General features: G+C 56.8%; 12 protein-coding genes. 10 read left to right on the top strand and 2 right to left on the bottom strand.

What is annotated here, in order from left to right:
- Window positions 1–92: 92 nt before the first annotated feature.
- A complete protein-coding gene (gene ygfZ / locus AC2FH2_RS04430; protein ID WP_496822988.1) occupies window positions 93–830 on the bottom strand; it encodes a CAF17-like 4Fe-4S cluster assembly/insertion protein YgfZ in 738 nt (245 codons plus the stop codon).
- Between the two features lie 73 nt (window positions 831–903).
- Between ygfZ and AC2FH2_RS04425 the strand changes: the two genes are divergently transcribed.
- Complete coding sequence (locus AC2FH2_RS04425; protein ID WP_496822986.1) at window positions 904–1,578, top strand: TIGR04283 family arsenosugar biosynthesis glycosyltransferase; 675 nt, start codon at window positions 904–906, stop codon at window positions 1,576–1,578.
- Between the two features lie 838 nt (window positions 1,579–2,416).
- Here AC2FH2_RS04425 and AC2FH2_RS04420 read toward each other — a convergent pair.
- On the bottom strand, window positions 2,417–3,286 hold the full coding sequence (locus AC2FH2_RS04420; RefSeq protein WP_142632930.1) for a MurR/RpiR family transcriptional regulator: 870 nt from the start codon (window positions 3,284–3,286) through the stop codon (window positions 2,417–2,419).
- A gap of 156 nt (window positions 3,287–3,442) precedes the next feature.
- Here AC2FH2_RS04420 and AC2FH2_RS04415 point away from each other — a divergent pair, with 156 nt between their 5' ends.
- The 9 genes from AC2FH2_RS04415 to AC2FH2_RS04375 all read left to right on the top strand — a co-directional run bounded on the left by AC2FH2_RS04415 (window position 3,443) and on the right by AC2FH2_RS04375 (window position 13,927).
- Complete coding sequence (locus AC2FH2_RS04415; protein ID WP_496688570.1) at window positions 3,443–4,198, top strand: N-formylglutamate amidohydrolase; 756 nt, start codon at window positions 3,443–3,445, stop codon at window positions 4,196–4,198.
- Between the two features lie 8 nt (window positions 4,199–4,206).
- On the top strand, window positions 4,207–4,779 hold the full coding sequence (locus AC2FH2_RS04410) for a TRAP transporter small permease subunit (protein WP_185956598.1): 573 nt from the start codon (window positions 4,207–4,209) through the stop codon (window positions 4,777–4,779).
- On the top strand, window positions 4,776–6,095 hold the full coding sequence (locus AC2FH2_RS04405; RefSeq protein ID WP_496822985.1) for a TRAP transporter large permease: 1,320 nt from the start codon (window positions 4,776–4,778) through the stop codon (window positions 6,093–6,095). Before AC2FH2_RS04410 ends, AC2FH2_RS04405 begins: the two co-directional genes overlap by 4 nt.
- A 52-nt stretch (window positions 6,096–6,147) precedes the next feature.
- Window positions 6,148–7,182 (top strand): TRAP transporter substrate-binding protein, encoded by a 1,035-nt coding sequence (locus AC2FH2_RS04400; RefSeq protein WP_142632938.1) that lies wholly within the window; start codon window positions 6,148–6,150, stop codon window positions 7,180–7,182.
- A gap of 146 nt (window positions 7,183–7,328) precedes the next feature.
- Window positions 7,329–9,014 (top strand): Na/Pi cotransporter family protein, encoded by a 1,686-nt coding sequence (locus AC2FH2_RS04395; protein WP_142632940.1) that lies wholly within the window; start codon window positions 7,329–7,331, stop codon window positions 9,012–9,014.
- 57 nt (window positions 9,015–9,071) lie between these two features.
- Complete coding sequence (locus AC2FH2_RS04390) at window positions 9,072–10,433, top strand: glutamine synthetase family protein (RefSeq protein WP_496822983.1); 1,362 nt, start codon at window positions 9,072–9,074, stop codon at window positions 10,431–10,433.
- Between the two features lie 130 nt (window positions 10,434–10,563).
- Complete coding sequence (locus AC2FH2_RS04385) at window positions 10,564–11,946, top strand: aldehyde dehydrogenase family protein (RefSeq protein WP_496822981.1); 1,383 nt, start codon at window positions 10,564–10,566, stop codon at window positions 11,944–11,946.
- The gene (locus tag AC2FH2_RS04380; RefSeq protein WP_271947920.1) at window positions 11,943–13,088 is read left to right on the top strand and encodes an iron-containing alcohol dehydrogenase; all 1,146 of its coding nucleotides are present in this window, start codon (window positions 11,943–11,945) and stop codon (window positions 13,086–13,088) included. The genes AC2FH2_RS04385 and AC2FH2_RS04380 overlap by 4 nt, the downstream gene beginning before the upstream one ends.
- A 59-nt stretch (window positions 13,089–13,147) precedes the next feature.
- Window positions 13,148–13,927 carry an alpha/beta hydrolase gene (locus AC2FH2_RS04375; protein WP_496822979.1) on the top strand — a complete coding sequence of 260 codons (780 nt, stop codon included), beginning with the start codon at window positions 13,148–13,150 and terminating at the stop codon, window positions 13,925–13,927.
- The last annotated feature ends 797 nt before the right edge of the window (window positions 13,928–14,724 follow it).

Raw genomic sequence — 14,724 nt, 5'->3', positions numbered from 1 at the left:
CACTGAACCAAACCTAGTTTGGCAGCCTGTGCTGGGCGGATCAAATGGTTCCGGGGCTGGCGGGGCCATGGCCAGGCTGTATTCGAGAAATTTCATTCCGTCAGGCGCACGGTCGCGTCGCCCGCCTGCATATCGCTCTTGGCCCTGTCGAGCCTGAGATATGCGATCCCCTGGCCATCCGCTTGGGTAAACAGGCGCCCCACGGATTTCCCGTCAGCAGTTATTTCGGTTCCGACAGGCGTGGTGCCTGCGACAAGTACCGTGCGCAGCCCTTTACGCAGCTCGGTCTTGTGTTTCATGCGCGCGGTCACTTCCTGACCGACATAACACCCTTTTTTGAAATCAACGCCGTTCAGCAACTCGAACCCTGATTCCAGAATATAACTATCTTCGATCAGTTCGATTCCGGTTTCGGGAATGCAATGGAGCACGCGGATCGCGTTCCAATCGGTTCCGTCCTCGCCTTCCTCATCTTCGGTATATGCGCGCCAGCCCATATCTGAATGGCGCGGATCGGGCAGGGCCCCATCGGGTGCCAGGCCAGTGCCGCGTTGCAGATTCAGGCCGCTGGCTTCGATCGTTAGGTCGGCGCGCAGCTTGTACATGCTCAGACGTTTGATCAACCCGTCGGCAATAACCTCGGCGACGTCCAGCAAGATATCGTCGCCCTCGCGTTTCAGAAAGAAATCGGCCAGATACTTGCCTTGTGGTGTCAGCAGCGCCGTATAGACCAGACCCCGATCAAGCCCGGCAATGTCATTGGTCACCAGCCCCTGCAAGAAGCTGTCAACGTCGGCACCGGTTAGGCGCAGAATGCGGCGATTGGGCATGGCAGAGTCCTCGTCTTTTCCATGGTGCTCGTGATATATGAGAAGTCGCTCATAAGACCAGAGGATATCCGACGTGCCGGCACCGATCAGTATTGTAATTCCAACCCTGAACGCGGCCGAAACCTTGCCTGCTACACTTGGAGCGCTGATGGAGGGGCTGCGCGCAGGGTTGATCCACGAATTGATTGTGACGGACGCAGGCTCTACCGACAAAACCCATGAAATCGCAGAGAATGCTGGGGCCAGGATCGTGACCGGAGAAGCCTCGCGCGGGGGGCAGCTGCGCCGTGGCTGTGCAGCCGCCAAAGCCGATTGGCTGTTGGTACTTCATGCGGATACGGTTTTGCAGGACGGGTGGAGCAATGTTGTGCGGGATCATCTGCCCTCCGGGCGACCTGCGGCGTTCAGACTGGCCTTTGTGGCCGCGGGCTTTGCGCCATCCTGGGTTGCCGGATGGGCCAATCTTCGTAGCCGGATCTTTGGGTTGCCCTATGGTGACCAGGGCTTGCTAGTCCGGCGTTCTGAATATCAAGATGCAGGCGGTTTCCCGGAACAGCCCTTGATGGAAGACGTGGCGCTTGCCAAAGAGTTGCGCCGCATCACGCTGTTGTCCGCCCGCGCCTTTACGAGCGCGGACCGGTATGAACGGGCGGGGTGGTTGCGTCGTGGTGGTCGGAATCTGTGGACTCTGACCCGCTATCTTCTGGGCGCTGATCCCGAGCGGTTGGCGCGGGCGTACCGGCAGTAAGCGTCGTTCTGAGTTCGACAATGGATTTGCCCAGCCGGAACGGGGCGGCGAAACTGACAAGGCACAGTGCAATGATCTGAAGCACCAGAATATGCCCGTTTTCTCGCAAATACTCCCATTCATCCTTAAGCTTGCCGACCTGAGTGACAAGGTCATCGTAACTTTGGGCCAAGATCAAATAGTCGCCTGCGATTGCGGGAACTTTCCTGCGCAGATTGTCGATAGCTTCCTGTGTCGGGTCATCCAGCGTTGTGAACACCAGAAACTGGTCGACGTCGAATGAGTGCACTTTCGATGTCATCGCGCGCATGTCATCGCGCTCTTCCTGGGCCTGCCGTCCAAACAGGAATTGTAGCCCCCTCAGAGGGGCGACTTCGTTTGTTACGGCAATAAACAAGGGCAGGTCAGCGTTGCTTGCGGTTGAGGCTGACAGGAACTCAACTTTTTCGCACAGCGCTCCGATATCCTTGTCATAGGCCGGGTCGCAGAACCGCAATCGAAACCGCGCGGCGTCGCGGTCAAAGGCAAGCGTTGCGGCATAGGCAACGTCAATCTGCCGGTCCAGACGGGAACTGTCCGCTGTATAAAGCCCGGCCATCACCGCAACCAATGCGCCGACCCCGCCCAGAACCACCCAGACCAGATCAGCCAGTTTCCATGCGCGATGCCCGGCTGGTTTACGAAACAGGAATGCTGTGCCAACTGTGCCGATCAGAAAAAACAGAATCAGCAGCGGCAGCTGGTTTTCGGTAATAAATGTCATGGAAACAAAGTGACCAACCGCCGGTCAAGTGGCAACACTCCTCACGGGCAGTTGTAGTTTTGGAACAATCCGAAGCTATGAGCCCGAACTTTGGCCGAATTTCCTAAACAGCTTGGTGCGATCAAAGGCCTGTTCCAGTTCGACCGTGCGATCTTTGACCGAATCCCAAAGCCGTTCCTGAACTTCGGCTATGGCGCATTCCATCAGGGTCAGTATCGCAGCCATCGAATCCCAGGCAGAAGGCACCGAGATGCGCGCCGCGAATGTGTGTTTGGCCAGCCGGTGGATTGGCGAGCGCCACTGATCGGTCAACAGCACGATTTCGGCCCCGCGCTCGTGGCAGAGCTGACCAATCAGCAGGCTCGCATTCTCATAGCGCCGGACATCCAGCGCGATCAGCACATCCCCTTGACGCACGTCCAACAGATCATGGGTCCAGGATGCGGCGACCGGCAACAGGCGGACATCCGGTCGGATCATTTGCAGGTGCAGATACAGGTATTGCGCCAGTGTTCCGGTAATGCGGCCACCGGTGATGAAAATACGCCGGTTCTGATCGCTCAACAGGCTGCAGAAGCTATCGAATTCGTCGGGGTCGATCTCGTCGATTGTGCGCTTCTGGTTGGCCAGAGAACGCTGGGAATAGCGGTTGAGGATATGTTCTTCGGGCAGGTCATTCTGCCAGACATCACGTTTGGCTACTGGCCCCGAGATCATTTCTTTGACCTCACCACGCAGCGCGGCCTGAAATTGAGGATATCCGTCAAAACCGGTCTTTTGCAGCATCCGTGCAACCGTAGTGGTCGAGACTGAGGCGGTACTGGCCAATTCGGTAATACTACCCAGCCCGGCCATCGGGTAATCATCCAGTAGAACGCTGACCAGTTGCCGTTCAGACGGGGTCATCTTGTCCCGATGGGCCAGAAGCCTGTCTGTCACCCGCACTGGCGTGTCCTCCTATTATGCGACCAGACCATAATGTGAATAATTTTTCAGCAAGATCAAGCTTGGAAAAATTTATACAGAAAAAATATTGACAGGATGATGCGGTCTGTGGAAATTTTTCCACAATGTCTCATTTTGGAATCGCAGGACGGTAGATTGGACTTCGGCAAAGTTGTTCATACGGATTTGGCGGGCAATGCGCCTGTGGTCGTGCTGGTGTGCGAACATGCGTCTAATCGTATCCCGGCTTTTCTGGGCGATATGGGGCTAAGCGCTGAAGCACGCGAAAGTCATATTGCCTGGGATCCAGGCGCACTGGTCGTGGCGCAGGCTATGGCCAAACGCATGTCAGCACCTTTGGTCCATGGCGGGGTGTCTCGGCTGGTCTATGACTGCAATCGCCCGCCCGAGGCGGCGGGTGCAATGCCGATCCGCAGCGAGGATTACGAAATCCCGGCGAACATCAACATGTCGCCCGAGCAGCGAGTGGCCAGAATCGAAAACGTGTATCAGCCGTTTTGCGCCGCTTTGTCGGATTTGATCGATCAGCACAGCGCTTCACTTAGGCTGATGGTGACAATCCACAGTTTCACACCGATCTATCTGGGGCAGAAACGGCAGGTCGAACTGGGTATTCTGCACGGTGTGGACAACCAGTTTGCCACAGCGATGATGGCTGACGAAGCTATCGGCAGCCCTTTTATCATCAGGCTGAATGAGCCTTATTCTGCGGCGGATGGAGTAGCTCATACACTGGATACCCAGGCGCTGCCCCACCGCTTGCTGAACGTGATGATCGAGATCCGCAATGACTTGATCCGCACGCCTAAGCAGCAGGCAGAGATGGCCGATTGCCTAGTGCCCTGGATTGCGCGTGTTCTGTCCGGTTTTCAGGAAGGGGCGTCAGCGTGATCAAAGCGATGAGCGCATATGTCCGTATCGTGGATGCGATCAACTATCGGATCGGGCGGGTCATGATGTGGGGCCTGTTTGTCATGATGGGCATCCTGCTGTGGTCTTCGATATCAAAGACCTTCTTCCTACCGTCGCTCTGGACACTTGAAATGGCACAGTTTGCGATGGTGACCTATTACATCATGGGTGGGCCATATTCGATCCAGCTAGGGTCGAATGTGCGCATGGACCTGTTTTATCACAACTGGAGCCCCCAACGAAAAGCGTGGTTCGATGCATTTACCGTGCTTTTGCTGATCCTCTATCTGGGTGTGCTTTTCTATGGCGGGTTGGGATCGACGGCGTATAGCCTTGGTTATTGGGGCGACGAACCCGTTTCCTACTTCACCGGACTGCTGACCGGCAGTGAAGAGATCGGTCGGCTTGAACGTTCGTCGACTGCGTGGCGACCGTATATCTGGCCGGTCAAATCCATCATGGTTTTCGGCTTCTTCCTGATGTTGCTGCAGGCAGTCTCGGAATTTTTCAAAGACATTGCGCGGATCAACGGGCAGGAAATCGGGGTACAGCGGGCATGAGCCAGGAATATATCGCCATCTTCATGTTCGCGTTGATGATGCTGATGCTGTTCACAGGTCAGCGCGTTTTTGGTGCGATCGGTGCGGTTGCGACGATCGCGGCGCTTTCATTGTGGGGAACCGGAGGGCAGGACATCACATTTTCAGCCGCGATGAAGCTGATGAAGTGGTATCCGCTGCTGACCCTGCCAATGTTCATTTTCATGGGCTATGTGCTCAGCGAAAGCAGGCTGGCGGATGACCTGTATCGCATGTTCCATGTCTGGATGGGACCGGTGAATGGCGGGCTTGCCATCGGGACGATTGGTTTGATGGTCTTGGTTTCTGCCATGAATGGCCTCAGCGTGGCCGGGATGGCGATTGGGGCCACCATTGCGCTGCCCGAACTGCTGCGGCGTGGGTATGACAAGACGATGGTGACCGGTGTTATTCAGGCCGGGTCCAGTCTGGGTATCCTTGTACCGCCTTCGGTGGTTCTGGTGCTGTATGCGATGATCGCCCGTCAACCTGTGGGACAGTTATGGCTGGCGGGGATCGTGCCCGGCCTGATGATGGCTGGCATGTTCATTCTTTATATATGGATCCGCTGTCGCATTCAGCCCGAGCTCGGCCCAGCGATGAAAGACGCGCATGAGGTCCCGCGGGCCGAGAAGATCCGTTTGCTCGCCGCTGGAGCGCTGCCGCTGATTATCTTCGCTGCGATGATGGTGCCCTTTGTGAACGGGTGGACGTCACTGGTTGAAAGTTCGGCCATCGGAGCGCTGGCGGCATTGGTGGTTTCGGTGGCCAAACGTCGAATGACCTGGGCGATTTTTGAAACCTGTACCAAGCATACGCTGGCGATATCGTGCATGTTCATGTGGATCATCCTTGCAGCACTTGGTTTTGGCGCGGTTTTCGACGGGCTTGGTGCGGTGAAGGCAATCGACAACTTGTTCACCGACCAGTTGGGCCTGTCACCCTGGATGATCCTGATCTTGATGCAGCTCAGCTTTATTGTCATGGGCACGTTTCTGGACGACACCGCGATGCTGGTGATTGTGGCACCGCTTTATGTACCGCTAGTTGGTGCGCTGGGCTTTGACTTGATTTGGTACGGGGTTCTGTACACGATCACCACACAGATCGCCTATATGACACCGCCCTTCGGCTATAACCTATTTCTGATGCGCGCGATGGCACCGCCAGAAATCACGCTGAGGGATATCTATGGCTCGATCTTTCCGTTCGTCGCCGTGATGGTTCTGGCGCTTACGATTATCATGATCTTCCCGGAACTGGCTCTTTGGCTGCCCGGCTATGTCTATGGAAATTAACAAGAATGCCTTTCGAAGAGGCACGGAGCACTTCAACAGAGAGGAAATTGACATGACGACAAGACGTAAGTTTCTGAAAACCGCCGGGGTTGGGGTCGCAGCCGCACCTCTGGCCGCACCAGCGCTGGCTCAAAGCACGATCACGTGGCGCATGCAGACCTATGCCGGTCCTGCGCTGGCTGCGCATGTGATCGACCCGGCAATCGAAATGTTCAACAAGATTGCCGGTGACCGGATGCAGATCGAGCTGTTCTATGCTGACCAGCTTGTTCCGACAGGCGAACTGTTCCGTGCCATGCAGAAAGGCACCATTGATGCGGTACAGTCCGATGATGACTCGATGGCGTCGCCCACCGATGTCACAGTGTTCGGCGGCTATTTCCCGTTTGCCTCGCGCTATTCCCTGGATGTACCGGTTCTGTTCAATCAGTACGGTCTGAACGAAATCTGGGACGAAGAATACTCGAAAGTCGGGGTCAAGCACATCTCGGCGGGCGCCTGGGACCCGTGCCATTTCGCCACCAAGGATCCAATCAACAGCCTGGCGGACCTGCAAGGCAAACGTGTCTTCACTTTCCCTACAGCGGGTCGCTTCCTCAGCCAGTTCGGTGTGGTACCAGTTACACTGCCATGGGAAGATATCGAGGTCGCCGTACAGACCGGCGAGTTGGACGGCATCGCATGGTCGGGCATCACCGAGGATTACACTGTCGGCTGGGCGGATGTGACCAACTACTTCCTGACCAACAACATCTCAGGCGCCTGGGCCGGGTCTTTCTTTGCCAACATGGATCGCTGGAACGAGTTGCCGGAAGATCTGCAAACCCTGTTCCGTGTTTGCTGTGATCAGTCGCATTACTACCGCCAGTGGTGGTACTGGGGCGGCGAGGCCAGCTTGCGGGTCAATGGCGACAAGATGCAGCTGACCACGATCCCGGATGAGGAATGGGCACAGGTCGAAGGCGCGGCAATCGCATTCTGGGATGAGATTGCGGCAGAATCTGAGATCAAGGCGAGGGTTGTTGAGATATTCAAGCAATACAACGCCGACATGCTCAAGGCCGGACGGCCTTATCGTTACGGATAATAAGCAACTTCCCGACGCGGGTAACTCCTCTCGCGTCGGGATTGGACATCACCTGGCGACACCTCTTATGTTCATATCAATCCCAATAACAGAGATGCGAAACCGGATGCACAGTGCTGCTCACCGGTCGGACGGGGTATGAACACATGGCCATCGCTGGTTTTCTGATCGAGATTTTTGCCGCAACCATGTTGCTGCTTTTCGCCGTTCGCCTGGTTCGTACGGGGATTGAGCGGCGATTTGGCGCGCTATTTCAATCGCTTTTGACCCGACATTCAAACAGTTTTGTCGCCGGTGGCGCGGGTATGGTTCTGGCTACGATCCTGCAAAGTTCAGCCGCCGTGGCGGTTTTGCTGACAGGGTTTGCGGCGGCCGGAATGGTCAGTTTTGGCATCGCCCTGGCGGGGGTTTTGGGGGCCGATCTGGGATCGGCTCTGGTCATTCAGATACTGTCTTATGATTTGGGATGGTTGCAGCCGGTGTTGCTGGCGCTGGGCGGGTGGCTCTACCTCAAATCCGATCGGGCAAATGTTCGCCTGATGGGGCGGATTGTTCTGGGTGTGGCCTTCATTTTGGTATCACTGCAATTTTTGCGCGATGCTGTCGATCCGATCCGCGAAAGCGCCTTTTTGCCGGCCATCGCGGGCTATCTTGAAAGCGACTATTTCAGTGCCTTCATCGTTGGAGCTGTGCTTGCCTTTGTCATGCACAGCTCGGTTGCGACAATCCTGATGTGCGTGACGCTGGTACAGATCGGGGCAATCCCATTCGCGGCGGGTTTGTCGTTGGTATTGGGGGCAAATTTGGGCTCGGCCTTTATTCCGATCTGGCTGACGCGGGACCAGATCGTCTCGGCCCGCCGGATACCGATAGCTAACCTGTTGCTGCGCGGCAGCGCGGCGCTTGTGATGCTGTTTGCTGTCAACGTCACCGGTACCCATGCCGCATTGATGATCAGCGGACCGGGGCAATCGTTGATCTTTGCCCATATCGGTTTCAACCTCGTGGTGTTTCTGCTGGCAACCGGATTCGTCACCCGGATGGAAGCGCCGATGGCTTTGCTCATGCCCGAGACCGACCCTGAATCTGGTGTGGCAGATCAGTTCTCGGGTGCTCTTAATCCGCTAGGCGACCCCAGTGCCACAGGCCCTGATGTTGCGATGTCCTCGGTGCGCCACGAATTGTTGCAGATGGTCACGCAGGTCGAACGCATGTTCCGCCCGGTGCTGGATATCTATGAGCGTGACGACATTGATACCATTGCCGCCCTGTCGCAGCAGGATGAAATGGTAAACGCCCAGTTGACGGAAATCCGACGCTTTGTCGCGCGGTTGCCGCGGCAGAATATGAGCAAGTCTCAGATCAAAGCCGCCCGTGGTCTGGTGGAATACGCTATTCGGCTCGAGGCCGCTGGAGATGTCGTGTCGAACAGAATGACGCGTTCAGCAAAGATTAAACACATGGAAAGGGCCGAGTTTTCCGCCCAGGGGTGGAAAGAACTCAAGGATTTACACGCCACCATTCAGGAAAGTTTTTCGCTGGCGCGACACGTTTTGTTGGTAGATGACGTCGACTGTGCCCGCCGTCTTGTTCTGGACAAGGCCGAGATCAAAAGGATGTCCCGCGACAGCCGCAAGGCGCATCTAAAGAGGCTGGAGCGTGGTCAAACGGAAAGTTTCCAGTCCAGCGATCTGCATCTGGAGGCACTGCGCGCTATGCGCGATCTGCACGGCCATATCGCGGCCATCGCCTATCCGATCCTCTACAAAAGCGGACAGGTTCTGGAAACGCGGCTGGTTATGGAAATGGAGAAAGAAGCGGCCGAAGACTAACGGCCGTCGATGGGAACTGGGGCGCGGTGGGCCCGATTGTGATGAAGGATGAACATGATGGGTCATGATGTTGTGTTGGCGGACCTCAAAACCAAGGTTGAAGCAGGTGAAGTAGACACCGTTCTTGTTTGCATGGTGGACATGCAGGGGCGGCTGATGGGCAAACGGTTTCATGCCGGTCACTTTGTGGCAAGCGCTTGGCAAGAGACCCATTGCTGCAATTATCTGTTGGCGACAGATCTGGAAATGGGCACGCCTGACGGATATGCCTCGACCAGCTGGGAGCGGGGCTATGGCGATTACGTCATGAAACCTGATCTCAGCACTTTGCGCCCGGTGCCGTGGCTTGAGGGCACGGTGATGGTGATGTGCGATGTTCTGGATCACCACACGCATGAAGAGGTCCCGCACGCGCCCCGGTCGATCCTGAAGAAACAGGTCAAACGTCTGAAAGCCATGGGTTACGACGCAATGTGCGCCACCGAGTTGGAGTTCTTTTTGTTTGAGAAGAGCTTTGACCAAATCCGCAAGGAAGGGTTTCGCGATCTGGCGCCGATCTCGGGCTATAATGAGGATTATCATATCCTGCAGACCACCAAGGAAGAGCATGTGATGCGTCCCATCCGCAATCATTTGTGGAACGCGGGCATCCCGGTCGAGAATACGAAGGGCGAGGCCGAGACCGGTCAGGAAGAGTTGAACATCAAATACGCCGCAGCCATGGAAACGGCCGAGTATCACTCGATCGCCAAGAATGCGGTGAAGGAAATCGCCTGGCAGCACGGGCATGCGGCCACGTTCCTGCCGAAATGGCATCATGACAAGGTTGGCAGTTCATCCCATGTGCATCAGTCGCTGTGGTCTGAGGGAAGGCCAATCTTTTTCGACGAAAAAGATCCGCTCGGCATGTCGGCAGTAATGAAAAGCTATATGGCCGGGTTGTTGAAATACGCTGCCGATTATACGTGTTTCATGGCCCCCTACATCAACAGCTACAAGCGTTTCCAAAAAGGAAGTTTTGCGCCGACGCGGATCATCTGGTCGGTCGACAACCGCACCGCCGGTTTCCGACTGTGTGGTGATGGAACCAAATCGGTTCGCGTGGAATGCCGTATTCCGGGCTCGGATATGAACCCGTATCTGGCGATTGCTGGTATGTTGGCGGCGGGTATCGCGGGCATCGAGGAAGGGTTGGAGCTTGATCCACCAACCAAAGGCGATGCGTATCAGAGCGAGTCCGGCATGATCCCCGGGAACCTGCCCGCTGCGCGGGATGCCCTGCTTGGCTCAACCATGTTGCGGGCCGCTATGGGGGACGAAGTTGTTGATCACTATGCGCGCGCCGCCGAGGTGGAAATCGAGGAATTCGAAAGCGTGGTTACTGATTGGGAAATTGCCCGCGGGTTCGAAAGGGCCTGAGGGTGGACGAAGCTGGGGGCCCTGCCTGCCGCTATTGGTGCTTGAGCCAATGGCGCATCAATGACGGCCCCCGAGGTTTGTGTCGGCCAGATAAAGCAGGAGATTCTGCTTTTTAGAGGATGGAGTGGAGATGGGGCAGATGTTGAAATGCATCTCGCCGATCGATGGATCGGTTTATGCTGAGCGCGAAACCTTATCGCGCGAAGCAGCGTTTGAGGTGGCCGCGCGGGCCAGGGAAGCGCAAACAGCCTGGGCAGCACGCCCATTACAAGAGCGAATTGATCTTGTGATGGCGGGTGTCGCCGCTGTTGGTGCGATGAATGACGAAATCGTGCCCGAGTTGGCCCATATGATGGGGCGCCCAGTGCGCTACGGCGGAGAGTTCGGCGGGTTCAACGAGCGCGCCGGCCATATGGCCGAGATCGCGCAGGGTGTACTGGCCGATATTGCGGTGGGCGAGGATGAGATCTTCAGGCGCTATATCAAACGCATTCCGCATGGGGTTGTCTTTGTCGTGGCGCCCTGGAACTACCCGTACATGACTGCGATCAATACGGTGGCCCCGGCGTTGATTGCGGGCAATACCGTGGTGCTGAAACACGCGACCCAGACCTTGTTGGTGGGTGAGCGGATGGCGCAGGCTTTCCATTCGGCAGGTGTTCCTGAGAATGTGTTCCAGAATGTGTTCCTGAGTCATGATGTGACTAACGATTTGATCGCTGGAAATGCGTTTGATTTCGTGAACTTCACTGGCTCGGTCGGTGGTGGTCAGGCGATGGAACGTGCGGCGGCGGGCACATTCACCGGGGTCGGTACCGAGTTGGGCGGCAAGGATCCAGGCTATGTCATGGACGACGCCGATCTGGACGCAGCTGTTGATACGCTGATCGACGGTGCGATGTTCAACGCGGGCCAGTGCTGCTGCGGGATTGAGCGGATTTATGTGCACGAAAGCCTGTATGATGCGTTCGTTGCCAAAGCGGTTGAGATTGTTCAGGGCTATAAGCTGGGCAATCCGCTGGATGCAGAGACGACGATTGGACCGATGGCCAATATACGCTTTGCCGATGAGGTCCGCGCGCAGATTGCCGAGGCAGTTGCGGATGGCGCAGTTACCCATATCGACACTTTCCCCGAGGATGATAGGGGGGCATATCTGACCCCGCAAATCCTGACCAATGTCACACACGACATGCGGGTGATGCGGGATGAGAGTTTCGGCCCCGTAGTTGGTATCATGAAAGTGTCGTCGGATGACGAAGCCATCGCGCTGATGAATGACAGCGAATTTGGCCTGACCGCCAGCCTCTGGACCCGCGACGTGGACCGGGCCGCGCAGGTCGGGGACCAGATTGAAACTGGCACCGTCTTCATGAACCGCGCCGATTATCTGGATCCGGGCCTGTGCTGGACCGGTTGCAAGAATACCGGGCGTGGCGGTGGTCTTTCTGTCATCGGCTATCACAACCTTACCCGCCCCAAATCCTACCATCTGAAGAAGGTGACATCATGAGCCTGTCTGGAAACTGGTCCTATCCGACCGCGATCAAATTCGGCGCTGGCCGCATCAAGGAACTGCCCGAAGCCTGCGCTGCGGCCGGAATGAAACGCCCTCTGCTGGTCACGGACAAGGGGCTGGCTGATCTGCCGATCACCTCGGCGACGCTGGATATTCTTGAGGCTGCGGGTCTGGGGCGTGGCCTGTTTAGCGAAGTGGATCCGAACCCCAATGAGAAGAACCTTGAGGCCGGCGTTGCGGCGTATCGGGCAGGCGACCATGACGGGGTAATCGCATTTGGCGGTGGCTCGGGGCTGGATCTGGGTAAGATGGTGGCCTTCATGGCCGGTCAGACGCGCCCGGTCTGGGATTTCGAAGATATTGGCGATTGGTGGACCCGCGCCGATGCCGATGCCATTGCTCCGATCATTGCGGTTCCGACCACCGCCGGGACGGGGTCAGAGGTGGGGCGCGCCAGCGTCATCACCAATTCGGAAACCCACGCGAAAAAGATCATCTTTCACCCTAAGGTACTGCCAACCGTGGTGATCTGTGACCCGGAACTGACCGTGGGAATGCCGAAATTTATCACCGCTGGTACTGGTCTGGACGCATTTGCGCATTGTGTCGAGGCGTTCTCCAGTCCGCATTACCACCCTATGTCACACGGCATCGCGCTCGAGGGGATGCGGCTGGTCAAGGACTACCTGCCGCGCGCCTATGCCGATGGCACCGATATCGAAGCGCGGGCGCAAATGATGAGCGCGGCAGCGATGGGGGCCACGGCCTTTCAAAAGGGCCTCGGCGCGATCCACGCGATGAGCCACCCGATTGGCGCGGTGTTCAACACCCATCACGGGACGACCAACGCAGTCTGCATGCCCGCGGTGCTAGAGTTCAACGCCCCCGCCATCGCCGACCGGTTCCAGCAGGCCGCGGCCTATCTGGGCATCGATGGAGGCTTTGACGGGTTCCGCGCCTTTGTGCAGGAGTTTAATGACTCGCTGGGTATCCCCCGCAAACTCTCGGATATGAAAGTGACCGATGCGGCAATCCCCGAACTGGTCAAGGGGGCGATCATCGACCCCTCTTGCGGCGGCAATCCGATTGAACTGACCGAGGACAACCTGACAGCGCTGTTCAAAGCGGCGCTGTAAGCCTCTTGCCGATCCGCTCCCTCTTCTCTCATAGTGAAGGCAGGTGAGGGGGCGTTTCCATGACCAAAGAGATTGTTCTGATCCACGGAGCCTTTGCCGGACCGTGGTGTATGGCCGATTATGCGGGGTTCTTCCGCGACCGGGGCTGGACCGTGCACACGCCTGCTCTGCGGTACCATGGCGGCGACCCCAAGGCCGAACCCGATCCGGGCCTGACCGACGTCAGCGTCACCGACTATGCCAACGACATTGCAGAGTTCGTGCAGGGGCTGGACGGCAAGCCGGTGCTGCTGGGTCACGCCATCGCAGGCGTAGTGGCGCAGCAGGTGGCAGCGCGCGGCTTGGCCAGCGCCATCGTTCTGATCAATCCGAACGCGCCATGGGGCACGCTGCCCGAAACCGACGACGAACGCGCCGTTCCGCGTGCGCTGATGGAGGGCGGGGCGTTCTGGAAACAGCCCATGCGGGTTGAGTTCGATCTGATGGCGCCCTTTGCACTCAACAAAATGCCCGAGGCGCAGCAGCATGAGGTGTTCGACCAGCTGGGTGCCGAAAGCGGGCGGGTGATGTTCGAGATGTTCTTTTGGATGTTCGACGACCACCACGCGATGAAGGTGGATATCGACAAGGTCGACTGCCCGGTTCTGATCGTCTCGGGCACCGAGGATCGGGCCGTGAACCCCAACACCTGCCGCGCGTTGGCGAAGCTCTACGGAGACCGCGCGACGTTTCTGCCGGTCGAGAACCACGCGCATTTTCTGTTCATGGAGCCCGGGTGGGAGGGGCCAGTCGGGCAGATTGCGGAGTGGTTGGACGGGGTGTCGGTGATGCCGGGCTGAAGCCCGGCCTACGGATAGTGGAGACGTACTAAACTATTCACACAATGCTTGATGCAAAGCATCAAGCACGCGCTCGACCCGCCCCTTAAGGCGGGCGCGAAGCGTTTTGGGCAGCGCTGAGAACATACAGCTACTTCAGTGATTTCCAGTCCAACTCGCCTCAATGGCCACGATACGATCGTCTTCTGCCAAACCGACATTGAAGGCGTACCCGCCGATTCCGTAAGTGTTTGCAAAAATATGAAACAGTAAGCTTTTGCGCGCCATGTATTGGGATTTGAACTCTGCACCGCTCCATTTGGCGGAAAGGCCTTGCACCGATTGAGTTTCATATCGTGGTTTGTAGCTTTCAGAAAATGATCTGTTTGGCCCTTTTGTCAACACGACCTAGTCAGGTATACCCGACTGGATAGGCGAGCAAATTCAGAACTCAGAGTTACCTAGCACCCATTGAGAAAGAACTAGATTTCTTCCTCAAACATCCAACTCCTCCACAAACCGCGCGTTCTCTTGAATGTATTGGAACCGCAGTTCGGTTTTTTTGCCCATCAGGCGCTCAGCAAGGTCGCAGGTTTCGCCACGTTAGTCCTTTCTGATGTGCGAAAGCGTTTGCCTCATTGGCGTTTGTACACACTCTTTTTTATTAGATACAGCAACAACGCCGCTGGCCACCAAGCAAAGATAAAGATGTACGCTTTGGATTGCGAGATGCCGGTAGTTGGAAATAGGTGAGGAAAGAACAAGACCCAGATTACAGTCAATGCCCAACACGTACTAAAAACTGCTATCGTGCGATT

The sequence above is a fragment of the Ruegeria sp. YTSA105 genome (assembly GCF_059610225.1).
The sequence above is the reverse complement of the archived record's forward strand: the minus strand, read 5'-3'. Positions and strand labels throughout refer to the sequence as shown.